The organism is Lachnoanaerobaculum sanguinis, assembly GCF_033242365.1.
In the GTDB taxonomy this organism is placed as follows: Bacteria; Bacillota; Clostridia; order Lachnospirales; family Lachnospiraceae; genus Lachnoanaerobaculum; species Lachnoanaerobaculum sanguinis.
Genome location: NZ_BTHK01000020.1, coordinates 33,425 through 57,476 on the forward strand (window position 1 = coordinate 33,425; position 24,052 = coordinate 57,476).

The window sequence follows — 24,052 nt, forward strand, 5'->3', positions numbered from 1 at the left end:
GTTATCGTATTTTATATTGTATCCACTAAATCCGATCCGCTGATTATTTGGCTCCAGCGATTTTCTCGTTTATCTGCTTTATCCCCAAAATACGGTAATCTTTTCTCTTCAAGTTCTTCAAGGCAAGGTATTTTCCCATCCAAATAATTTAAAACTCTTCTTTTTGTACTTTCTAATCTTGTGATGACTCCGCCAAGCTTTACATCCATTAGCTCATATCCCCATGGCTTTGCATCGCTCATCCATAAGTCTTCTCTGAGTGTTTTCATAACTTTAAGATTTTCTATTGTATCCGGAATTTCTTTTTCACAGATAGTTTTTAATGTATACAAATCACTTGCTTCATATGAAGTTTTTATGCGTACTCCTAAATCCGCTTTTATGCTCAAAACCTCTGCCAGTTTTTCATAATATGAAAACAGTTCCAAGTATTTTTTAGAGTGCTTTTCACTTTCCATAACATTTAATCTTAAGCTGTCATAATAAACCTTGGTATCTACAGCGGATTCCTTTACATGATAATCAAATATCCCTGTCAGAGGATCTTGATAAAGTAGATACTTAGAAGGATTTTCTGCAGCTTGATTTGACTCTTCTTTTTGGAAAAGCGAATCAAATCTGTCAAGCACCATAAAGTCATCTAAATATCCGCCTGTACAATTTTGGAATTCTTCTTTAAATTCTTCGCTGTCATAGTTTTTATGAAAGCCTAAATAACCGAATAAAGTAACTCCCGGCAAAACCGCATCTATAGGTGTCTCTGCACCGTTATCAAGCCAGGCAGTACATAGTACTTCATCCAGTTTAAACTCCTTACATGTTTGGAGTGCCGATATTGTACATTCAAAAGTTTTTGAGTAGTTTGGAGCTATTCCGTTCCATACCCATGATCCTCCCGCAAAAATCACATTATTTGAGATTTGCATATGAACTTTCAACATCTTTTCATATATCTTTTCGTCATTGTGATAATAATCCCAATATACAAGTCCAACTTCTTTTTCAGGCTTTTCCCAAAGGCTACAATCAACATTGTCCTCAATGTCATAGTATCCCTTACCTGTGTTTGCTGTTATATACATATCGCTCCACATCATAGGGCTTAAATCCAACTTTTTGCATATATCAAGGACCTTTTTACAATGTCTCTTTATTAATATGGAACTCTTTTCATATCCGTTATTTTTAAGATAATTTCCAAGACCCAGAGAAACAGCCTCATCCATTCCAAGATGTACACGCTTTGTAGAAAAACTCTCCTTTACAGAACGAAGCAATTTTTCAATAAAAATATATGTTTCTTCTTTTCCTACCTCCAGTATATCCACTGAATCCTTGATGTTCTCTTTCCCCGGCCATTTTAGGGCATTATGTAAATGTGCCAATGTCTGAATACATGGCACAAGTTCAATCCCGAATACAGAAGCATATGAATCTATCTCTTTGATTTCCTCTTTTGTGTATCTTCCTCGATATATTCCAAAATAAGGCTCATCAGCTACCTCATAAGTGTCCTCCGTATAGAGCATAAGCACATTTATTCCAAGTTTTGCCAGAACTCGAATAATGCTTTTCACTTTTTCTACTCTAAATATAGCATTTCTTGAACAGTCAAGCATAACACCGTTTTTTTCAAAATATGCCTTCTCCGTATTTTCATATGTGTTTTTATATAAATTACAAAGTATCTTTGTCAGCCCTCTGTAATAATGAGACAGTTCTTTACAGATAATGCTTATAGCATTTCCTTCTTTTTTTACCGAAAGTTCATCGCTTTCACAAAATTCTACATTAATATCCAACTGCTCGGTACTTTGTTTATATTCATCTATAAGTATTCTTGTACCGGTCTTTAATTTATCTTCTGAAAGTCCGGTATTTTTACATAAAATTTTCATTACTCATACTCCTCATATATTTTATCAGTATACTCCAACAAAAGACATTACCGGTGCCACCCTGGAATCTTCAATTTCTATAGTAAGATTATCAGTCTTAGTACCTTTTAAATCAATAATTCTCTTATATCCTATAGTGGTTCCTTCGAAAATTTTTATTTTATTTCCTGACTCATCGTTAAAATACACATTGAATTTTTCAACTCTTTGACTGAAGGTTATTGCTTCTTTTAAAACTAAATAATTCAGTTTCTTACACTCATCAAATTTTATTTCAATCAGTAATTTATTTTCACCTTCTTTATTCATAAAATATGTATTATAATCATCTGTTCGCATCATGTCAGGCGAATTACCTCTGCAATCATGCTCCGGAACAGTCGTAATCAATGCATTTTTTAAAAGGTTATCTTTAAATGTATCATTTATAAACTCACCCAATCTCTTTAAGATGGCTATATCTTTTTCATGAATTATTCCGTTCTTCATAGGGGGAATATTCAATAAAAGAGTTGTATTTCCACCAACTGATTTTAAATATATGTCTTTCAGATTCTCAAATGAACGAACTTTATCATCCTCTTCTTCATGATAAAACCAGCCCGGACGAATGGATACATCTGTTTCTGCCGGATACCACACCAGTTCTTTTTCATTTTTGAGACGCTCTCTGCTTCCAAGATCTGACTGAGTCTCATCCAAAGGTCTGTCTCTAAACTCTTCATTGTCTTCATGCTGGCTTAATTCGGCTGTAATTGACGGATCTGTCATATCTTTTGCAACAACACTCCATTCACTTTCTCTGACTTCACCTGCCTCATTTCCACACCATCTTACATCAGGTCCGGAAATAGAAATAACTGCATTAGGCTGTAGTTCACGCATTACTTTATAGTATCTGTTCCAATCATACTTTTGAACCTTACCGTTAGCCCCTTCACCACAGGCACCGTCAAGCCAGATAGTGTAGAGTTCTCCATACTCTGTCAACAGTTCTGTAAGCTGATTTACATAGTAATCATCATACTTCTTACCTTTTCCATAGCTACTGTTATTTCTATCCCACGGTGAAAGATAAACACCGAATTTTAGTCCGAATTCTTTACATGCTTCTGACACTTCTCTAACTATATCACCGTTTCCGTTCTTGTATGGTGAATTCTTTACACTATGTTCCGTATATTTTGACGGCCAAAGACAAAAACCGTCGTGATGTTTGCAGGTAAGAATCAATCCCTTCATACCGGCATCTTTAGCAGTCTTTACCCATTGCCTTGCATCAAGCTCTGTAGGATTAAAAATGGATACATCTTCTTTTCCGTCACCCCATTCACTTCCTGTAAAAGTATTTACTGTAAAATGAATAAAACAAAAAAACTCCATTTTTTCATATGTAAGCTGTCTCTCACTTGGAACTACCTTGATCAGTCTTATATCTTCTTCTATTCCGATATAGCTCATTATCTTTCTCCTTGTACTTTATATAAATTTTTCTTTATTAAAGCTATCTGTCTATAAATTTTATCATATTATAGACGATAATATCATTTTTAAACATTAATTTAAATCATTTTTTATTTATATTTTTGTAAAAGCTTTATCTTTTGTGAGATTATTTTATATGAGCCCACTAAAAAAGACATACCCGTTTAAACTGATATGTCTTTAATACTTTTCTATAAATTATATAACTTTGTATACTTCTCTTCTATATAATCAAGGAAATAATTTACATTAAATTCTTCTCCTGTTACCATCTTCATAAGCTCAGGCGCCTCATAACGGAAACCGTATGTATGAATATTTTCCTTTAACCAATTCATTACTACATCAAATTTATTATTTTCCAGTAAATTGTCTACATCCAGATCTTTTTTCATTGCATGTACATACTGTGCCGCAAATGCTGTTCCAAGTGCATAGGTTGGGAAATAACCAAAGCTTCCGTCTGACCAGTGCACATCCTGTAAAATACCAAGCTTATCATTTGGTACATCTACACCAAGATACTCTTTATACTTTGCATTCCATGTCTTATCAAGTCCTTCTGTAGAAATAGTACCGTTAAATAATCCCTTTTCTATCTCATAACGAATCAAAACATGTAAAGGATATGTAAGTTCATCCGCTTCCGTACGAACAAATGACGGCTTTGAAACATTGATTGCCTTATAAAAATCTTCAAGGCTTACATCTCCAAGTTGCTTAGGGAAATATGCCTGTAACTTAGGATAATTATATTTCCAAAAAGCCATAGTACGTCCAAGGTAGTTCTCGCATAGACGTGACTGTGACTCATGCATTCCTGAAGATACACCCTCTGATAAAATCATTCCGTCATACTTCGGGTCTATATTGTGCTCGTAGTATGCATGTCCGACCTCGTGTACCGTTGAAAGTATTGCGGAAGCTACATTATTTTCTATATATTTTGTAGTTGTACGACAATCATTCTCACAAGTCCAAGAGGTAAACGGGTGCTCAGATTCATTTTGATAACCCCATGAAGGATCAAAATGTACATACTTCAGTAAATCATCCATAAACTTTTTCTGATCTTCAATAGGAAAGCTTTGATGTAGAAAATCCTCGTTAATCTGCTTTGCCTTTGTTACCTTACCGATAAGCGGAACTAATCTCTCTTTTAAAGCATTAAAGAACGCATCATATTTTTCTTCGTCCATACCCGGCTCATAATCATCAAGCATCTGATTATAAATACTCTTATCGCTGCTTCTGTAACCGTATAACTTTTTTTGGCTCTCTATTACTTTCTTCAAGTATGGCTCAAATATAGAATAGTCAGCCTTAGATTTTGCAAGTATCCATGCATCAAATGACTCATCGCAAAGCTTTTTAAATGCCACAAATTCTTCCTTAGGTATGCAAACGGTATCCAACGCCTTCTTATAATAGAGCTCTATAGCACGTCTATCCTCGTCATTTACCTCCGGATCATCCTTTAAGTCCTTTAATATATCTATGATTTCAGGATCTGTTTCCAAGCTGAAAAGCTCTCCTGCCAAATAAGCAGATCTCTCATCTCTATAAGCAGCTCCTGCACTTGGTGCAACTGTCTGCTTATCAATTCCTATAATGTTTAATGCCATTTGGTATGCAGAACATTTAAATAACCAGTCCTGATACTTCTTTAGTTTTTCTTTTGTAGTCATAGTTTCCTTTCTTTAAAAACATTTACAAATTTTACACTATTTATAAAATAAAAAGACCAGCCTATATAGCTGATCTTAAGTCTTAAAAATAATCAATGGCCTAATAGTGACGCCAACACATGACGCTTACCTAGAAAACGGCACTTAAATAGGACTTACTGTTGATATAACCATGTTAGCATATCCAATCAACCATGTCAATATAATACCTTTATTTATACCGGAAATTTAAATAAACACTTTAATATTTTTGCATCTTTTAATTTTTGAATATCCTCTTTATAACCACCGGTTTTCATATGAGAATAATATAAATTGGCAAAAACATCTGCTATTTGTATAATGTTATTATTTGCCGAGTCAAAATATTGGACAGCAAACTTTCCACTTGTTGTACCGTTCATTGATAATTCTGTGTTTAAGTAATTTTCTAAAAAGTACTTAGATTCTGTCTTTTCATTTCTCTCATCTAATTGAAGAATACAATCTTCATTCGGTAAATATCCGGTATTGATAAAATATTCTAAAGCAAGCCTTAGTGTATAATTAAATACTCTTGCTGTATTTTCACAAAATTTATCAGTAAGCTTCTTATTCTCTATAATAATATAATACAGTTCAAAGGAATGCTTTTGTACAAAAAACTCCACGAATTTTTGTTTCATTTCTTTATCAAATTGAGAGCCCTTAAGTTCCCTAAAGTTACCTTTAAAGAACATCTTTCCTCCCTCTTTGATTACCTGTCCTGTACCTGGCTTTACTTTATCACAATCAAGCATTAATAATCTATCAAAATTAGAGGAAACAAAACGCTTATATGACTTTTTTATAGAATCTTTATCTAGAACTCTGACTAATGCAATAATAAAATATTCATTCCCCGATATATGATTATTAATTGAACCCGATTCATCTATGTAAATAACCAAACAGCATTCCTCCTTTCCTAGTATTCATATATGAAGTATTATTCTAAAATTTTTATACATCATTTGGAAGATTACTCCCTTGAATTTACTTTTCCAGCGCCTGCTCTATATCAGCTATTAAGTCACGGACATCTTCTATTCCGACAGACATTCTGATAAGGTCAGGTGATACTCCTGCTGCTCTAAGTTCATCATCATTCATCTGTCTATGTGTTGTAGATGCAGGATGAAGTACACAGGTTCTTGCATCTGCCACATGAGTAACTATTGCAATAAGCTCCAAAGAGTCCATAAACTTAACTGCAGCTTCTCTACCTCCTGCTATTCCAAATGATATAACACCACATGAGCCGTTTGGAAGATATTTTCTAGCCAACTCATGCTGACTGTCATTTTCAAGTCCTGAGAATGATACCCATGATATCTTAGGATGTTTTTCAAGATGTTTTGCAATAGCAAGTGCATTCTCAAAATGTCTCGGCATTCTTAAATGCAATGTTTCAAGTCCAACTCCAAGATAGAATGAATTTTGAGGTGAAGGAATTGCTCCGAGGTCACGCATAAGATTTGTTGTCATCTTTGTAATATATGCCCCTTTACCGAAACTTTCTGTATACACTATTCCATGGTAAGTTTCATCAGGAGTTGTGAGCCCTTTATATTTATCTTTATACTTACTCCAATCAAAGTTTCCGGAATCTACAACAACACCGCCAAGTGCATTAGCAGTACCGTTCATATACTTTGATGTTGAATGTGTTACAATATCAACTCCCCATTCAAAAGGTCTACAAAATATCGGTGTAGGGAATGTATTATCAACTATAAGCGGTACACCATGCTCATGTGCAGCTTTTGCAAACTTTTCAATATCCAAAATTCTAAGTGCAGGATTTGCTATGGTCTCGCCAAATACAAGCTTTGTATTCGGCTTAAATTTAGTAGCAAGTTCCTCCGCTGAAATATCAGGATCCACAAATGTAGACTCGATACCCATATTTTTCATTGTATTGGCTATAAGGTTATATGTTCCTCCGTAAATAGCTGAAGAAGCAATTACATGATCCCCTGCACCTGCTATATTAAGTATCGCATAAAAGTTTGCCGCTTGTCCTGATGATGTAAGTATAGCCGCTACACCGCCCTCAAGTTGACAAATCTTTCTTGCTACAGCATCATTTGTTGGGTTTGCAAGTCTTGAATAAAAATATCCGGACTCCTTTAAGTCAAACAAATCTCCCATCTGCTGTGAAGACTCATATTTAAAGGTTGTAGATTGCACTATCGGAAGCACTCTGGGCTCACCGTTTTTAGGCTCATAACCGCCCTGTACACAGATTGTATTTATATTGTATTTTGACATAGTATTTCTCCTTTTTATACATATATTTCGCAATGATTTTATGCAGGTATGCATCCCTTACTCTATACGAAAATGAGTATACTTTATTATCGGAATAATATCAAATATAATGTTTCTATCCATGTACAATATTTAATATTTTAATGTAAGTAAGAGAACTTAAAATTATAATACTTGTTTTATCCTTTGTTTTTACTTATGGATATATTATCAATAACCGCTTCCCCACCTGCCTGCAATACACCGCTAAATGCACTTATCAATTCATCTCTCTTTTCCTTTGGAAGTTTAGCCAGGCTCTTTATAATTATCCCGACATTTTTTAATAAGTTCCCTCCAAATTCTTTAAATGTTTTTGCTTCTGTCTCTTCAATCAGAGCAAACACTGTAGAGACCAAAGACTCCCTCGTTTCATCATCAGTTTTTTCAAGCCAGGTTCCCAATGAAACATTTATAAAATTGCTCATATCATCCAGTTTAGACTCAACAAATTCAGTTCTCATTACTTCCCACGTCATAGCATCATGCTGAAAAATACCTTTTGCACTGCTCTTTACTACCTTTTGCTCACCCTCATTTGAAAGTAATTGACCTATTATTGATGTCTGAGGTACTATACTGTATATTTTATTAACAATCTGTTTATATTCTTCTGTATTAATAATCTCCTCCCTAAATCCCGGGCCGTCATTATTATATATTTTAGTAATACGCTTCTTTATTTCATCATTACAAAAAGCTGCTGCATACATTGCAAAATTTCCACCTTTTGAATGTCCGCCAAGCATAAAATCACCTTTAATCAGCTTTGATACATCATTTAAATAATCAAGCGCTTCCTTTGTTCCCTCCGTTTCCGACATACAACTCATCATAAAATCTTCTTTCCAGCCCGTTATAGTGCTGTCAGTGCCACGAAAAGCTATATAATTAGTTTTATCGGGAAGAAAAAATGTTACTGCAGAAAATTGTTTTATTTTTTCTTTATCAAAAATATCTCTATAATATCCAATCCTTGTCTCCCTAAATCGCTCCCCCGCTACCATCTGTTCAAGTAAAAGAGGTGCCCTCTCTGTAAATTGTCCTTTATCTTTTATTTCATCCAAAGAATATTTCTCACAAAATGTCTTCAGTACTTCTTCAATACCGTATATACCTTCGTTATCCGAAAACAACTCATCAAAATTCATATAAGATATATATGACAGTATTACATTATCTATATCATTGAAATGTGATACCGATAAACTTATATCATTTCTCCATTTTAAATAATCCAATAATTCCATATTTATATTTTCCTCTTTGATTATATGATTAAACTTTTATTTTATATAATACCATGATACAACTTATTGTTATTATTTACAAATAAGAGTGGGCTAAAATCAACCCACTCTTACATTTAAAACCCATATTAAATTTCTTCAATCTAAGCCCTCAACTCCCCATACTTCAATTTGTGTAAGTGCCGGGAACGGAGATTCTCCCTCCGCCTTTATAAGATTTTCAAGCACAAGGCTTTTTATTTTTCTTTCCTTCATCAAAAAACACTGTGGCTTTTCGGATTTCTCAAGTTTTAGCGTTTCACTGCTGCCGTCATCAAAATTAATATCTGCACTTACCCAATAATTATCATGCGGATAATCCGCTCTAAGAGTAAGCCTTATTTCATTTACAAGTACTTCTCTTCCAAAATCTAAGGTAAGAGCTGCTTTTGGATCTCTGTTAATACCCCAACTCTGATAAGGATATTTACCATGAGATGAGTTTGCATACATTCCGTCTACAGCATTTCTTGCCGCAAATACCGCCTCACCTCTGGTCTCAACATTGGCAGAGGCATGCGGATAAAATGTATTATTCTCATGCTGGTCATAAACATTTAACGCAAGGTTTTTTTCTTTACTTATCTCCTCATCGGTAGCATATCTTGCTTCAATATAGTGAGTCGCTCCTGTAAAGCTCTTCGGTGAATAATTCGGTCTGTTATTTGCAGGAGGAATGAAAAATTCAATACTTCTACCGGGAATATAGATAAATGCCTCTCTCATACTGTCCTCAAAACGTACTACACAGTACCTTCCGGCTTTATCCGTATCAAGTACTATTCTGTCTCCATCCATATATTCACTGCAATATACAAGTTCAGCCTTATTATCTCCCTCAAAGCCACAGGCTTTTTCTATCTCTCCACTACCTACTATTTTAAGTTTAATCATATCTACTCCTATTAAAGTACAAAAGTCACTGTTCTTACCAATACATTTTCCAATCAGGTCTTGAAAGTCTTGTAAGAGCCTCCATAAAGAAATAATCTCCCCAAATCACACACTCATCTACTCCGCTGTTTTTGCAAGTATTATAAGGTGTTTTCTTTGCATATGTTCCATGCAAAAGCTGACCGTTTGATATACTCTTATCTTTAACCTGATAATTCTTTATAAGAGAATACATGATTTTCTTTGCAACTGAAGTATAGTAGGCTCTGCTTTCTTCATCCAGATATTTACTCATTTCCAAAAATCCGCATACAGCTATTGCAGCTGATGATGAGTCTCTTGGCTGTTCATTTTCATCTCCGTCACCGAAACTTAGATCCCAATATGGACAAAGATCTGTAGGCAGATGCTTTAGGAAATACTTTGATACTCTCTCAAAATATTTTATATAGTCCTTATCTCCGGTATTCTTATAGGCAATGGCAGTTCCATAAATTCCCCATGCCTGTCCTCTGGCCCATGCGCTGGCATCCTTATACCCTTGACAGGTTGCGCCGTGAGAAAATTCTCCGGTATCCGGATCAAAGAATATCGTATGCCAGGTAGAATCATCATCTCTTATTATATACTTCATTGTAGTAATTATATGGTTTTTGGCAATCTCGGCATAATGCTCATCCTTTGTCAATTCACTTGCCCGGTAGAGTAGCGGCACATTCAACATACAGTCTATTATAAGTCTGGCATTATCTCTTGCCCACATTTCTCCCCATGCCTGTATATATTTTCCTTCAGGACGATATCTGCTGCAAAGCTGATCTGCCGCCTTTATTGCCGCCTCCTTTGCATTTTCATAAGAAATTAGGCTGTAAGCTGCCACACAGGAAGGTATATAAAGAAATCCCATATCGTGATGGTCTATATAATGTCTTATATTTATTCTCTCTAAAAAAGAATCCACCTGTTTTTTTCCTGCTGTTTCAAATAATTCTTTGTCCTTCTCATTCTTTGCATTTTCATAGGAAAGCCACACTTCACCTGTCCAAAAACCGCTTGTCCAGTCGGTATTAATACCCGGTGTATAAAAATTCCCCTCACTGTTTGCATCCGGAAAATGCTCTTCAAATGCGGGTAAGTTGTTCTTTACCTGTTCCATACACATATCAAGAGCCTCACTAATCATATTGTCTGTGGCTTCCGGGTATTTTTCCAATAAATCAATATCAATCCATTTATCCACTTAACTAATCTCCTTTTAATACTACCATTTAAGTACTGTCATATATTCGGGATTTTTATGTAATTCGGCAACCATAGTTTGTCCGAGTCCATATACTCCTCTTATACCGTTTAAGTCACTATGATTTCCAACATCATTTTTAATGAGAACCACACTGTATTTCTCCTTGTTTCTTGTAATTACATATCCTTGGGCTGTATCCTTTGAAAGCATAACATCATAAGCGAAATTGTATACATCTTCTTTTACGATCTCTATTTTCCGGTTTTCCACGCTTTTTACAATCACTGTAGTTAAAAAGTATGAACCTCTTGTATTTACTTTAAGAGCAGCAGTTTCTTCTATTTGATTATAATGTCTTGAAAGTGGAGAAGTAGTAATTTCAGGTAATACTTCACCTCTTTCATCAAAGCACATTATACTGAATTCACACTTTTTCCCTTGCCCTATTATCACATTATTTTCTGCTTTTAAACTAATATTATTTCCGAATGCAAAATGCTGTAATAAGTCATTTTCTTTATTTCCTATAATTTCATCACTTATAATAATGATACCTGATATCGGTGCTACAATACGCCTTCTAAGAAGCACATTCAAGTCCATATATCCGCAGTGAAAGCCTTCAAATAACAGATGGTTTTCCTTAAAAACAAAAGTATTTCCCATGGAAGGAGGTAAACTTTTATAAATCCATGAATCCTTGCACTCTGCATATTCACTGTTATTTATAATGGGTACATTGTGAACCTTACTACCCTTAAGTCTGTATCTTTCCTCTACATCTTTATATGTAAAACGCCCGCTGTCCCTAAGTATTGCTTCACCGTCAAACCAAAGTTCCACATGAAGTTTATCCTGATGTCCGTGCCCTCCACCAAGACTTGTATTTCTAAAATAAATAAAGTCCGAATTCTCATTGTAGGAGTCTCTCCATATTGCTTCACCGCTTTCTTTGGCTGTAATAAGCCCTCCCGAGAGTCTTTTACTTTCTAATTTTTCATAGGATAGTGTTCCCTCAATACCAAAAAGCCACGCACTTTCAAAGTCAAGCTTCTTATAGCCTGCAAATTTAAGTGAACTGTCTTTAAACAATAATGCCGCCCTACTTAGCAGATCTCTTGCATCGGTATCATCTGAATCTCCGGTCAAGAATTGATGATGATTTGGATAAGTATGTTGTAAAGTAGCAAAGGCCATATTTTTTATGATGTTTTTTTCATCTTCCGAAAAAACTTCATCATTATAAAGCTTAGCAACTCTTAAAACCTCAAAATATGCATCCAAGACTTCATTATGATACATTGGAGATACTTCCCATTGCATTCCGTCATCATGTATCTGTGTATGAAGCGCCATCTTTAGAAAATAAATTGCTTTCTTTTTATAATCATCGTTTTTGAGCACCTGTGAAAGTACATATAAACCTGCATACTCCATTACTCCCCAGTTACTTTTTATGGAAAAGCCCTCTTTAGGATTTGTTGCCAAATGATTTGCATGTACTGATAATGCAAAGAAAAACTTTTCTTTTATTTCATCCGTAATAAGAGGATGAGATGTAAAAAATGACATTGCCCTTACCCAGTAGTCTGCACGAAGCCCTGTCTCAAGTGTCCTCCAAACTTTTGAGTCGGCATTTTCAATATCGATATTTTCATTTATCCAATTAAGCAGCTGATTTAGAAAGGTTTTTACATATATATCATTTTGTTTGATCCAAAACGCCTGCCCCAGACATATCCAATACCTGTGTCTGTTTAATTGAAAAATAAATTCTTCATCTTCATTAAAGGAGTAATTCCACTTTATTTTTTCACCAAAATTTACCGGTTCATTTGTAGCTTCCATGTCCCATGGTAATCTGAAAAGAAATGTATTCTCTGTAAGTTCATCTGCAGTTTGAAGAACAATATCTCTCATATCTTTGCAATTTTTATTACAAAAATCCGCAATTTTTTTATACTCATCTTTTTTGAATGCAAAATGTTCTTTAAAATCATCCCACAACAAATCTATATTATTCATAGTTCACTGTTCCAGTTTTTATAAAAACCGTCATTTTGACGCTTCAGCCATTTAATAACTTCTTCTTCCAGGTTTCCTGCCAGCTGTTTATTTTCTTCCAATTCTAAATCAATAGTTGTTTTTTGAAGCGGATCATTTTGTATATCATAAAGATATCTTTTTGAATTAGAGATAACATCATAACCCAGCTCCATAACATAGGTATATTTTCTTGTTCTAACACCACGCCATCCATACTCGGCAGGATTCTTACCCGCTTTTTTAAATTTTTCTACAAAATCCGCTCTGCCGGGGCATGCCATGATAAAGCTTACCCTATCCTCATTCTCATCACCTTTAATAAATTTGGCACAGTCCTCGCCTTCAACTGTTTCCGGTATATCGCAACCTAAAAGTCCCAAAACCGTAGGCATCATATCCTGACTTCCCATACATGTAGAACATCTCTTATTATTATTTCCCGGTACATGTACTACAAAAGGAATTTTTATTGATTCCTCGTACCAGACATGCTTGCCCATCAGTCCATGTGAGCCCATCATATCCCCATGATCCGCCGACAAGATTACAAGAGTATCTTCGTACAGATTATTTTCTTTCAGATAGTCAATCAACCTTCCAAACTGCTTGTCAAGACCGCTTATAGCAGCATAATACTGCTTTGTTGTGAGCTTTAATTCTTCTTCACTCATTGCGGCATTTTCACCGGTGTGATGATGAATATTTTCAAAGATAACATTTTCCTTTAACTCCACATCATCATACAGTTTTAAGTATTCATCCGGAACTTCACTGTATACGCTATGTGGAGGATTCCAAGATATATACATGGCAAAAGGTTTTGATTTGTCTCTTATTTTAGATAAATAATCTATCGCCTTATCTGTTTCATGCTCAGGTGACCATTTATTTACCTTAATCATCTCATCAGTGTCATGCCAATAATGTGGTGATAAATGCATATCATAAGTACCATATGAGTACCAATAATCAAACCCATGCCTTCTTACTCCCGGCGGAGTATATGCATCCCAATCTCTTGCACCTGACTTTGGAAATTCACAAATATTTTGTTCGGGTTCATCTAAATGCCATTTCCCTATATATGCGGTTTCATAACCGGCTTTTTTCAGTACCTGACCTACACAAATCTCTTCATCTTTTAATCTTAAAGATAATCCCTTCTTACAGTTTGTAAAAAATCCCGATGACAGCGGATATTTTCCGGTCATAAGGCTGGCTCTATGAGGAGAGCAAACCGGAAAGGTACTGAAAGTATGGTCGCAATAGGTTGACTCTTTGCAAAAATTATCCATATTCGGAGTTTTAACCGGATCTTCCTTTGCATATCCTATCGCTCCGGCTCTCCATTGATCTGCAAAAACAAACAATAAATTCATTTTGTGCTTCCTTCCTATCCCTTCACGCCTCCGGTTATTCCACCGATAATCTTCTTTGAAAGTCCGATGTAGAGTATAAATGTCGGAATAAATACAATTATTACGGAAGCAAATAAGCCTGACCAGTCACCGCTGTATTTCATTCCGTTTATCATCGAGAATAATCCAAGGGCTACAGGTCTTAGTTTCTCTGAATTTACAAATAAAAGTGAAAGGAAATATTCATTCCATATCGCTATAAAATTAAAAATTGTTACCGTTACAACTCCACCCTGAGCCAGTGGGAACACAATCATCCAAAAAGCTTTTATCGGATGACATCCGTCTATAGCCGCCGCCTCTTCATAAGCACTTGAAATATTGGCAAAATATGCCATAAGAAATGTAGTTGTATAAGGTACCTTTATAGCTACAAACAAAACTATAAGTACAATTCTGTTTGAAAAAGCATTACCAAGTAAACCTGCTCCCGCCACCAATGTATACAAAGGTATTATTACCATTATAAGAGGAACACCCATAGTTCCTGCCAATGCGGAGGTAAGAAATTTTCTTCCCTTGAATTCAAATCTTTGTAAAACATAAGCATATGGAGCACATACAAGAATAATAAATACACAGGATAAAACCGCATAAATGAGCGAGTTTACAAAAAATACGGAAACATTTGATGATACCCATGCTTTAGCATAGTTCTCAAAATGAAGTCCTGTTTTAAATCCTAAAATATCTCCAGAAAATATATCTGCAGTAGTAGACAAACTTGCAGCCACTACCCAACCTAAAAGCACCGCAGTAAAAGCAACCCAAAGTATCAGTATTATATATCCGGGTAACAGTTTAATCTCTTTTGACAAGTTAAAAGGTGCGGATTTTTCTTTGTTTTTCAGCATTTTCATAATCTAACCTTTCTTAAAATTCCAAATCATCATCTTTAAGAACTCTATTGGCAACTCTAAATATAATTATTACCAAAGCGCAAAGAATTATACCTATTGCCGCACCTGCACCCGCATCACGAGAAATCATATCGGCAGTTTCAGCTCCGAATACTTTGGTATACATATATACCATAGGTACTACTGTTGAGGTATCTGCAGTTAAAGGTGAGAAAAGCTGTGACCATATAAAGAATCCTGCAATACTTATTGACCACATAATAATATTTGTCCTTAAAATTCCTCTTAACAGAGGCAGTGTTATATGAAAAAACTGTTGAACCTTATTTGCACCGTCTATGCCTGATGCTTCATAGTATTCCTTACTTATTCTTTCAATTCCGCTTATCCATATAAGCATATGATGTCCTATCATTCCGAAGCAGTAAGAAAATAAAAGTGCATAGAATTTATGCTCAGCATCCAGCCACTGTATTTTTGCCAAGCTCTCCAAACCGATCATTCTAAAGAAAGTTGTAAAAAATCCATAGGAGGAATTAAAGGCATATTGAATCCACATTGTAGCCATAGCTACCGCACTGATTACATTCGGCAAATATATTGCCGCCTGAAAAAATCCCTTTCCCCTTATTCCGCTTGTCAAAATGATGGCTATCAATAAAGAGATTGAAAGTGTAACTATACCTCCGATTGTCCATATCTTTGCTATATTAATAAGTGACTGTATAAACAATGGTGCATTAAACAAATCCACATAATTTCCTAAGCCTCTAAATTCCCATTTGTTTATCGGATCCGTAATTTCCACTATCTTAAAAAAGCTCATAATTACGGTTCTTATTATCGGGTAAATAAATACTCCAAGAAACAATATTGTTCCGGGAATAGTAAATGCCCAAATCATAATTTTATTGCGTTTCATAAATATTTTCCCTTCTGAAACAGGCAAGAGCCCGGCTTTTAGCTTATTATATTAAATTCAGTAATTATTTAAAAAGGCAGGTCAAATAACGACCTCGTTACCCACCTGCCCTCTTTCGTTCATTTAGAATTTATTTTCCTGCTGCCTTTTTCATATTTTCAACAAATTCAGCACCTGTAATCTTACCTGAGTAAAGCTTAATTAAGTTCTCCTTTAATGCCGGTGTGATCTCCGGATTGCTTTCCGCACCACCCATGATCTCTGTGCAGTTATCAAAGTATGGCTTTACATCAGCCAACTGCTCAGGCCATGAAGGATTCTGTGAATCTGCAGGAAGACTTATACTCTCCTTGGCAAGCTTCTCGTCATATTCACCTCTTGTCATCTTCTCAATAAATCCGAATGCAGCTTCTTTATTCTTACATACTGAAGTAATAGCAAAGCTCTGTCCACCAATCATCATAGCTTCTGTGCCGTTAATTCCGTTATTAACTTCAGGATATCCGAAAAATCCCCATTCAAAATCAGGTCCTGTAATATTTTTAACTTCATTCACAACATATGTTCCTACAGCATACATTGCAACCTTACCTGTAGCAAATTCAGTATTCTGTCCTGTAGGGAATACGTTTGAAGCCACAAGTTCTGAGAAATAACCCTTTGAGGCAAGCTCTGCCAAGTCATTAGCTGTTTGTAAAACTTCAGGTCTGTCCCACTCATTGTTGTTAATAGTTTCCTTTAAGCCTTCACTTCCTACAAGTCTTCCAAGATGCATACCGAAAGCCTGTGGTACATATGCATCATCAGTTGTAATCGGAGTTATTCCGGCATCTTTAAGCTTTTGACATGTTGCAAGGAACTCATCCCAGTTTGTAGGTACCTTATCAATACCTGCTTCTTTGAAAAGCTTTTTATTGTAAAAATAAGCGTTTGCCTTGAACTGATATGGAATCTCTTTAAGTACGCCTTCATTATAGCTTCTGAAAAGCTTCATCATTGTAGGATTTGAACGTGACTCATAATCACTTTCTTTAACCAAATCCTCAAGACTTATAATACGATCACCGTAATTGCTCTTGTTTCCCTGTCCGTCAAAGAAGTCAACCTGCTGTTTTGCATCAAGTGCCGGAATCAAACCTTCTTTAATTCCCTTACGTCCTTTAAACTCCACTTCAATTTCTACACCGGTTTCTTTTTCATATGCTTTTACAGCCTCGGCGATAACAATTCCCTGCGGCTCTGTAGCTTCCCAGTTTGACCAGTATACGAGCTTAACTCCGCTGTAATCAGGTCCTTTAGCCGTATCATCCTTTGACTCACCGCTTGTGCCCTCGCTTGATGCTTGAGCTGCTGTAGTACTTTCCTTGGCTGAATTGTTACCACAACCTGCCAGTGCCGACATAATCATTGCGCCGGAAATTACTGCAACTCCAACCTTTTGTAAAAACTTTCTCTTCATATAATCCTCCTTGAATATGTATATTCACACATTTTATTAAACTGTATTCCCCTTCGAAAAACAGCAAATATAGTTCTAAAAAATTCAATCCGCACAGAGATCCGCATTATTTTCAAGAGCGATATCAATTCTGCATGGTATAACATCAGGTACAGACATGTTTTTTATTAAGCAATCCACCATAATCTTAAAAGCCATATATCCTTTATCATAAGGATTTTGGTCTATAACTGCCGACATTCTCTTCTGCTTTAGAAATTCTAACGTTTCTTCATTTAAGTCGGTACCGATTATAGGTACTTTTTTATTCTTACCATGTTTTTCAAGTGCTTCAATAAACGCTCTGTTATCATGAGAGGTAAGTGCATATATAAGACATATATCACTATACTTATCAAGCGCCTCACAGGCGTTTTTATAAAGTTCGCCTCTATGATCCATATTCCTTGTATATCCTGTTACAAGTTCTATTATCAGCTCCGGTTTGTTTTCTTTTATATAATTACAAAAGCTTTCCAAACGTCCCTCATGTATCTTTGAATCTTTACGTCCACAGGAAACAAGTATTCTTCCGCTACCTTGAGTAATAAGCCCTGCAAGCTCGGCTGCCACTTTACCAACCTGTATTTCTCTTGGCGGAATGCTGATGAGACCTTCAGGAATTTCGATGTGATCATCTATAACCAGCACTCTCATATCCTTTGCCAACATCCTTTGAAACTGCATGAGTACCTCAGATGCTCTTGTAAAAGAAATTGTAATAACGCCGCCATATTCATTTGGTCCCTTATCGGCAATCTCTTTTAACTGCGCAAGTTGCTCTTCTTCGTTATCACATACAAAAGGACTTATTTCTATATTCAGTCCTTTAAGCTCCTGTGCACCTTTGTTAATGCCAAGCCATAAATAATCAAAATAAATCTTTTTCTCCCATTTGTCTTTTGGAAGCACTACAGCAACTTTACTTGTTTTTCTTTTTATTGAGGCTGCAGCATAATTTTCCACATACCCCATTTCTTTTGCTGTTTCCAAAATTTTAGAACGAAGTTCGTTGCTTATCCCTTCTTTTCCTCTAAGTGCTCTGTGAACCGAAACAGCCGATATACCAAGTTCTTTTGATATATCCTTTATGGTTACCTTTTCTGAAGCTTTTTTCATAAATAATCTTTCTCCAATCTTTTAAAATCAAAGCCGGATATTAAGTTAAATTATCGTTTGCGTAACCGTTTACTTATGTGGTAAGTATATACCTAAATCGCTTTATTGTCAATATTTTTATTTATATTGTATAAAATGATTTTTACTTTAAAATATGCCTTATGTGCATACGTAATATAGCCGTTTTTATCTTAAGCTGTCAGCTATTTCAAGTATTTTATCATAATAGGCATCAAAAAATATCTTATATGCTTCACAGAAATAATTACTGTATAATCCTGTATCAGGATTTAAATCTCTATTGCGCTGACATCCGCCTCTGCATACCTTGTAATATTTACAATCTTTGCAAGCATTATCCAACTTAAATGACTTTTCTATAAAGCCGATTTCCGACCTCTTTTTATTGATATCATCCATATTATTTTCATTGAAATTTCCAAGGCAATATTCATCCATAGCATAAAAATCACATGGATAAACACTTCCGTCAGCTTCCACTACCGTCTGAATACCACATACTCCACGTTGCTCACAGGATTCTGCCATATATCCTCCTGCGAGATTTATATAATTTATAAACTGCCTGTTGTATGGATCTTTTCCATTTTTATAATCTTTGTACCACAGATCAAATAAATCAATTAAAAACTTTCCATAAACTTTTGGTGTTAAGGAATAAAGCTTAGCTCCACGCACTTCATTTATCGGATCAAGACATGCTATGTACTGTTGGTATTTCCATCCCTGCTTATTATAAAATCTGTAGATATCTGAAATATTCTTTGCCACCTTAGATGTAACCACTGTAAGAATATTATAATCCACCTTATGCTTATCAAGCAGTTTTGCCGAATTTAATATTCTGTCAAAAGTATTGTCTCCGTTTTTTGAATGTCTATAAGAATCGTGTATTTCTCTTGTACCGTCCACCGACAATCCTATTAAAAAATTGTTTTCCTTAAAAAAAGAACACCATTCATCCGTAAGGGCAAAACCGTTTGTCTGAAGGGCATTAGTTACTTCTATATTATTTTTATTGTACTGTTTTTGATATGCCAATGCCTTTTTGAAAAAATCAATACCACATAATGTCGGCTCACCTCCCTGGAAAGCATAATGTATGCTCCCCTCCGCCCTAAGCATGGTTTTTCTGATTGTGTTTTTCAAAGTCTTTTCAGACATAAATCCATAGGAATTTTGCAAACGCTTACTTGCCTCATCACAGTAAAAACAATACTCACAGGACATATTGCATAGACCTGATGCAGGCTTAATCAAAACAGTTATTGGGGGCATGGGATCTCCTTTTTGTTGGTGTAAATTTTAGTTCAAACTCTTTTGCAAGTAATGCATCAACTTCATCTGCAGAATACACTCTTCCTGCTTTTATAGAAGCATATCCTTTCTTCAGTTCCGTATCGAGTTGCTCTCTAGTCATTGTAGCAACAGACAACAGTATAGATTTATCTGTCATAGTAGCACCTCCATTTTCTCATAAAACTATTGTAATAATTATTTCTCTACCACAACATAACTTCCGGTTTTGTAATGTATATTTGACTTTTCATACCTAAAACCCTCATCCTTAAAAGCATTCAATAGAGTATGCATAAAAAATCCATGTGTTATGACTATAGCATCCTCTCCATCCCTACAAAGCATATTTACAAAACTTTTCGCACGTTTTTTTGTAATCAATCTTCCTTCAATCTGTCTTCCAATGTTAAAAAACCACTGAATCCGTCCTGCAAAATTCCAAAACCACAATGGCAATCTAAGCTTTGAATCAAAAGCGGACCTTAAAGGCACTTCATCTATCAATCCTGTTTGTCTAAGGTGGGTTTGTCCGAATATACTTATAGCAGTCTCTCTACTTCTTGACAATGTACTTATATAAATATTTTTATAATTATAATCCGGTAAGTTTTGCTCAGTGTGTTCGACAAAAGATCTATCGTATTCTTTGCAGGCTTTATCAAATTCGTCTGAGGTATAACATTTTTTCCATATATATTTTACTTCTGAATGTCGCATAATAATTACTTTCATGGTACCTCCCGAATAAATCCCGAATAAATCATAGTGATTTCGACCGCTCTATATCGTTTTTATGATAAAATACTGATATAACAATGATTTAAAGGAGATTGCATTATGATTAATATTTGTCCCGTATCTGATTTTAGAAATAATATTGAACAAGACTCTGCACTCACAGACGACATTGAGCATAAACTTGATGAAGCAGATGAGGTCGCAGAGAATTCCGACGTCCGTTATTCTGCTTCCAAGGTCTTTGGAAAAGTAAGGAGCAGGATAAATGCGCGTAAAAAAGAATAACCTGTTTTTTGGAGAGAGTAATCATTTGGCAAGCACCTCATACGCCTCGCGGTTCTTTTCAATGAGACGCTTTGACAGCGCAAGAATATCTTCATCTGATACAAACTGTTCTCTCTGTGCCTGATTATACTCAATCAAAAGGTACCGCGGAGAATTGTTTTTAAGAATCACTACTGAACCTTTCTCATCGACCATACGAGCTATACGGGAAAGGTTCCGGTTTGCTTCCGTGATAGAAACTGAATTCTCAGTATTCACGTTCATTAATAGAACCTCCTGTCTATTTGATAATTTTATTAGGCGTTTGCGAAACGCCAAAAGCCTTATAAATACGACACTTTTTTGTTACTGAATATAAAAATCTCCTCTAGACTTGTGATATAATGGAGTTGCAACAAACATAAATCACATCCCTAAAGAAGACATTACTATGATATCACAAAAACAACTCTCTTTGGCAGATATTTTTGAAGATTGTAAAGATATTTTTGAATCTGACAAACCTCATTTTCTTACCCTGCTCGAAAATCACATTGACCTTGATGAAATTATTCCGTTTTCTTTTTACAATCATTATTATGCAGCCACAGGTAGAAATCGAAAATATCCTTTGACCGCTATGCTTTGGGCTTTGATTATTCAACGCCTGTTTTCTATTCCTACAGATTCTCTTTTACCGGTATTCCGTCATTATTCCAGACATCTTAGAGAATTCTGCAGCTTTACCAAAGTTCCTGATGCCTCTAAAATAACTCGTTCTAAGCAGGATTTTTTATTGGACTTAAAATCTGTTTTTGATAAGCTTGTTGATATAACTGAACCGATATGTCAAGCTATTGATAGCAACCTTGCTTCTATACTTTTGTTTGACACTTCAGGTGTTGAAGCTTATGTAACCGAAAATAATCCAAAATATGCCAATCGCATTATCAAGCAGCTTAAATCCTATGCAAAATCTATGAATTTTGATAGTTCTTATGACCCTTATAAGGTAGCATACGCTTCTATGCCCACATCAGCTTCATCAAACCATGAGGTTAAACAGCAATTAACAGACATTTCTGCTACGCTTACAAGTTTGGTATTATTACCAATGGACTTGGAATTGTTCGTTCCATTTATTTCTATAATAAGGATTATCTTGCTTCCCATCCTGACATTGTAGTTGAAAAGAAAGCAAAGTCCCCGGATAAAGACAAATCGCTTGCTGATTCCAAAGCTTTACTTCCTACCTTAAAGGACTTTAAAACAAGGCATCCAGGTATTAGACCATCTATATTCCTTGGTGATGCAGCCTTTGATACCATTGAGATTTACAAATCACTTTTTTAAGATTTAAATTTCCAAAAAGTATTTATTCCTTTAAAAGTTAAGCTCTCAATGGATAATATTAAATATACATTCAATGAAAATGGTATTCCTTGTTGCCCTCATGATTCTTCACTTCCTATGAAACGTGAAGGAAGTAAATCCCATTTAAGGAGCAAGCTGTCTACAATGAAGTTCGTTTGTCCAAAAATGAAATTGGAATACAACTGACAAGACAAGTCCAAATTGATATTTATTTCTGATATTTTTTGACAAAATATTGCAAATATAAAGGGGGGTTTTCCTTCTCATGATCCGTTCTACTTTTCACTGTTGTTTTTTCTTACTAATTATTCCTTCACTCTGTTCTCTCCATACAGATATTATTTATATTCAAAAAGACCAAAATATCTTGATAGATAAATGGCCTTTTCTTTGTTATTTATATTTTCTCATTCATCCAAGAAAAATGTAGCATACTGACAAAACAGCAGAAATTATAGCTAGTATCTTGATTATTTGTCGTTCATTATCTTTCATAAACTGATTTTTGCACACATTAGGTAACCACATAAATACTACCGTTATAAGCCATGATACACTTACTATTATTCTCAACATAATATCCCCTAACCTTACTGTGGTTTTATCCAATAAAAAGTCGCTAATGTTTGTGGTACTAATGTGTATATTCCACTTATAATTACACCTCTCCCCTCATTATTGAAAGTAATCAACCCTGCAGATACACCTAACGCTGTTGCTACAATTTTAGAAACAAGCGGTTCAGGTATCCAAGTAGACAATGCAACTCCAATACCTGTTCCTGCCACTACTTTATTACTTAAATTATTATCTAAATATATCTCAAAAAGGTTAAATGAAAGCCACTTTACTTTGGTTACACCACTATTTGAACTTCTCATAAACATTGCCGGAGTATTTTCAACAATTGTTATAGTGTCACCATCAGCTAAAACGCTAGCATAAACGCCTCTCTCTTCCATCTTTTTTTGTACATAATCTACATACTTATCAGTAACCCTAACGCTTCCATCTGAATTTAATTCCAAGTACCCGGAAGTCACCATCTCATAATTTTCCGGGTCAAGATTGTAATTATCGTCACTCGCCACCATTAATTGGTCATTAGTATCAGATTTATTCTTCATCGCAAAAGCTGAAAAGCTAAAACTAAATAGCATAACTAGAACCATCAAAACACTTGTAAAAATTTTAGACAACTTCTTCATATTATTCCTTCTCTAATATACTTTTTATAATTCAAATTTAAAAACATTTCATGTCCTAATAACTCTGAAAATTATTTCGATTTTTATATCTCTGAGGATTGTTATAGTTCATAAATTCCACCTCCTTACTTTCTTTATAATGGTCTTCCACTATTGCAAGCTGAACACCTATAAGTTTCTTTTCCATACAAATCAAAAACTTGATACATACAAACTCCTAAAGCATTTGCTATATCGTTTGCAATCTTTAATGTAGGAATTGTTTTTCAGTTTCTATTTTATTTATACTGACTCGTGATACTCCTCTCCATATAATCAAGTGTTTTTTTAATAAATTCAATACTTTTTGATACCTGTCATTGAATAGAACTAAGGTTATGGAGTGATCTTTACCTCATACAGGGCAGATATATAGTAATAATGGGTGCACCAAATAAAACGTCATCACTATTCGTTC

At 35.0% G+C, this 24,052-nt stretch carries 22 protein-coding genes and 1 pseudogene; 2 read left to right on the forward strand and 21 right to left on the reverse strand.

Features of this window, described 5'->3' with window-relative positions; all coding sequences use genetic code 11:
- Positions 1-11: 11 nt before the first annotated feature.
- The 17 genes from SBH76_RS11720 to SBH76_RS11800 form a co-directional block, all read right to left on the reverse strand.
- Positions 12-1,898 carry a beta-N-acetylhexosaminidase gene (locus SBH76_RS11720; protein WP_317977932.1) on the reverse strand — a complete coding sequence of 629 codons (1,887 nt, stop codon included), beginning with the start codon at positions 1,896-1,898 and terminating at the stop codon, positions 12-14.
- Between the two features lie 24 nt (positions 1,899-1,922).
- Positions 1,923-3,359: an alpha-L-fucosidase gene (locus SBH76_RS11725; RefSeq protein ID WP_317977933.1), complete on the reverse strand. Its 1,437-nt coding sequence runs from the start codon at positions 3,357-3,359 to the stop codon at positions 1,923-1,925.
- A gap of 215 nt (positions 3,360-3,574) precedes the next feature.
- A complete protein-coding gene (locus SBH76_RS11730) occupies positions 3,575-5,071 on the reverse strand; it encodes a carboxypeptidase M32 (RefSeq protein WP_317977934.1) in 1,497 nt (498 codons plus the stop codon).
- A 215-nt stretch (positions 5,072-5,286) separates the two neighbouring features.
- On the reverse strand, positions 5,287-6,000 hold the full coding sequence (locus SBH76_RS11735; RefSeq protein WP_317977935.1) for a DUF3800 domain-containing protein: 714 nt from the start codon (positions 5,998-6,000) through the stop codon (positions 5,287-5,289).
- Positions 6,001-6,085: 85 nt separating this feature from the next.
- Positions 6,086-7,363: an O-acetylhomoserine aminocarboxypropyltransferase/cysteine synthase family protein gene (locus SBH76_RS11740; protein ID WP_314097191.1), complete on the reverse strand. Its 1,278-nt coding sequence runs from the start codon at positions 7,361-7,363 to the stop codon at positions 6,086-6,088.
- A 179-nt stretch (positions 7,364-7,542) separates the two neighbouring features.
- On the reverse strand, positions 7,543-8,652 hold the full coding sequence (locus SBH76_RS11745; RefSeq protein WP_317977936.1) for an Mbeg1-like protein: 1,110 nt from the start codon (positions 8,650-8,652) through the stop codon (positions 7,543-7,545).
- 138 nt (positions 8,653-8,790) lie between these two features.
- Complete coding sequence (locus SBH76_RS11750) at positions 8,791-9,585, reverse strand: carbohydrate-binding protein (RefSeq protein WP_317977937.1); 795 nt, start codon at positions 9,583-9,585, stop codon at positions 8,791-8,793.
- A gap of 34 nt (positions 9,586-9,619) precedes the next feature.
- Positions 9,620-10,825 (reverse strand): glycoside hydrolase family 88 protein, encoded by a 1,206-nt coding sequence (locus tag SBH76_RS11755; protein ID WP_317977938.1) that lies wholly within the window; start codon positions 10,823-10,825, stop codon positions 9,620-9,622.
- Between the two features lie 21 nt (positions 10,826-10,846).
- Positions 10,847-12,853 carry a heparinase II/III family protein gene (locus SBH76_RS11760; protein WP_317977939.1) on the reverse strand — a complete coding sequence of 669 codons (2,007 nt, stop codon included), beginning with the start codon at positions 12,851-12,853 and terminating at the stop codon, positions 10,847-10,849.
- Positions 12,850-14,253 (reverse strand): sulfatase family protein, encoded by a 1,404-nt coding sequence (locus SBH76_RS11765; protein ID WP_317977940.1) that lies wholly within the window; start codon positions 14,251-14,253, stop codon positions 12,850-12,852. The genes SBH76_RS11760 and SBH76_RS11765 overlap by 4 nt, the downstream gene beginning before the upstream one ends.
- 14 nt (positions 14,254-14,267) lie before the next feature.
- Positions 14,268-15,152: a carbohydrate ABC transporter permease gene (locus tag SBH76_RS11770; RefSeq protein ID WP_009662473.1), complete on the reverse strand. Its 885-nt coding sequence runs from the start codon at positions 15,150-15,152 to the stop codon at positions 14,268-14,270.
- 13 nt (positions 15,153-15,165) lie between these two features.
- Complete coding sequence (locus tag SBH76_RS11775; protein ID WP_317977941.1) at positions 15,166-16,074, reverse strand: carbohydrate ABC transporter permease; 909 nt, start codon at positions 16,072-16,074, stop codon at positions 15,166-15,168.
- 130 nt (positions 16,075-16,204) lie between these two features.
- On the reverse strand, positions 16,205-17,533 hold the full coding sequence (locus tag SBH76_RS11780; protein ID WP_317977942.1) for an ABC transporter substrate-binding protein: 1,329 nt from the start codon (positions 17,531-17,533) through the stop codon (positions 16,205-16,207).
- Between the two features lie 84 nt (positions 17,534-17,617).
- The gene (locus tag SBH76_RS11785) at positions 17,618-18,691 is read right to left on the reverse strand and encodes a LacI family DNA-binding transcriptional regulator (RefSeq protein WP_317977943.1); all 1,074 of its coding nucleotides are present in this window, start codon (positions 18,689-18,691) and stop codon (positions 17,618-17,620) included.
- A 186-nt stretch (positions 18,692-18,877) separates the two neighbouring features.
- Positions 18,878-19,990, reverse strand: coding sequence for an anaerobic sulfatase maturase (locus SBH76_RS11790; RefSeq protein WP_317977944.1), 1,113 nt, complete (start codon positions 19,988-19,990; stop codon positions 18,878-18,880).
- Complete coding sequence (locus SBH76_RS11795; protein ID WP_317977945.1) at positions 19,965-20,168, reverse strand: hypothetical protein; 204 nt, start codon at positions 20,166-20,168, stop codon at positions 19,965-19,967. Before SBH76_RS11795 ends, SBH76_RS11790 begins: the two co-directional genes overlap by 26 nt.
- A 38-nt stretch (positions 20,169-20,206) precedes the next feature.
- A complete protein-coding gene (locus SBH76_RS11800) occupies positions 20,207-20,743 on the reverse strand; it encodes a histidine phosphatase family protein (protein WP_317977946.1) in 537 nt (178 codons plus the stop codon).
- Positions 20,744-20,848: 105 nt separating this feature from the next.
- Here SBH76_RS11800 and SBH76_RS11805 point away from each other — a divergent pair, with 105 nt between their 5' ends.
- Positions 20,849-21,034, forward strand: a complete 186-nt coding sequence (locus SBH76_RS11805) for a hypothetical protein (RefSeq protein ID WP_317977947.1) — start codon at positions 20,849-20,851, stop codon at positions 21,032-21,034.
- Between the two features lie 21 nt (positions 21,035-21,055).
- Here the strand turns inward: SBH76_RS11805 and SBH76_RS11810 are convergent, their stop codons facing one another.
- Complete coding sequence (locus SBH76_RS11810) at positions 21,056-21,298, reverse strand: type II toxin-antitoxin system Phd/YefM family antitoxin (RefSeq protein WP_317977948.1); 243 nt, start codon at positions 21,296-21,298, stop codon at positions 21,056-21,058.
- 166 nt (positions 21,299-21,464) lie between these two features.
- On the opposite strand from SBH76_RS11810, the pseudogene SBH76_RS11815 reads away from it, so the two are divergent.
- Positions 21,465-22,570: pseudogene (locus SBH76_RS11815) on the forward strand (transposase); the annotation flags it as partial.
- 228 nt (positions 22,571-22,798) lie between these two features.
- Here the strand turns inward: SBH76_RS11815 and SBH76_RS11820 are convergent.
- The 3 genes from SBH76_RS11820 to SBH76_RS11830 are packed head-to-tail and all read right to left on the reverse strand — an operon-like array spanning position 22,799 to position 23,782.
- Positions 22,799-22,963: a hypothetical protein gene (locus SBH76_RS11820; RefSeq protein WP_317977949.1), complete on the reverse strand. Its 165-nt coding sequence runs from the start codon at positions 22,961-22,963 to the stop codon at positions 22,799-22,801.
- A gap of 14 nt (positions 22,964-22,977) precedes the next feature.
- Positions 22,978-23,595 (reverse strand): hypothetical protein, encoded by a 618-nt coding sequence (locus SBH76_RS11825; protein ID WP_317977950.1) that lies wholly within the window; start codon positions 23,593-23,595, stop codon positions 22,978-22,980.
- Positions 23,596-23,650: 55 nt separating this feature from the next.
- Complete coding sequence (locus SBH76_RS11830; protein WP_317977951.1) at positions 23,651-23,782, reverse strand: hypothetical protein; 132 nt, start codon at positions 23,780-23,782, stop codon at positions 23,651-23,653.
- Between the last annotated feature and the right edge of the window lie 270 nt (positions 23,783-24,052).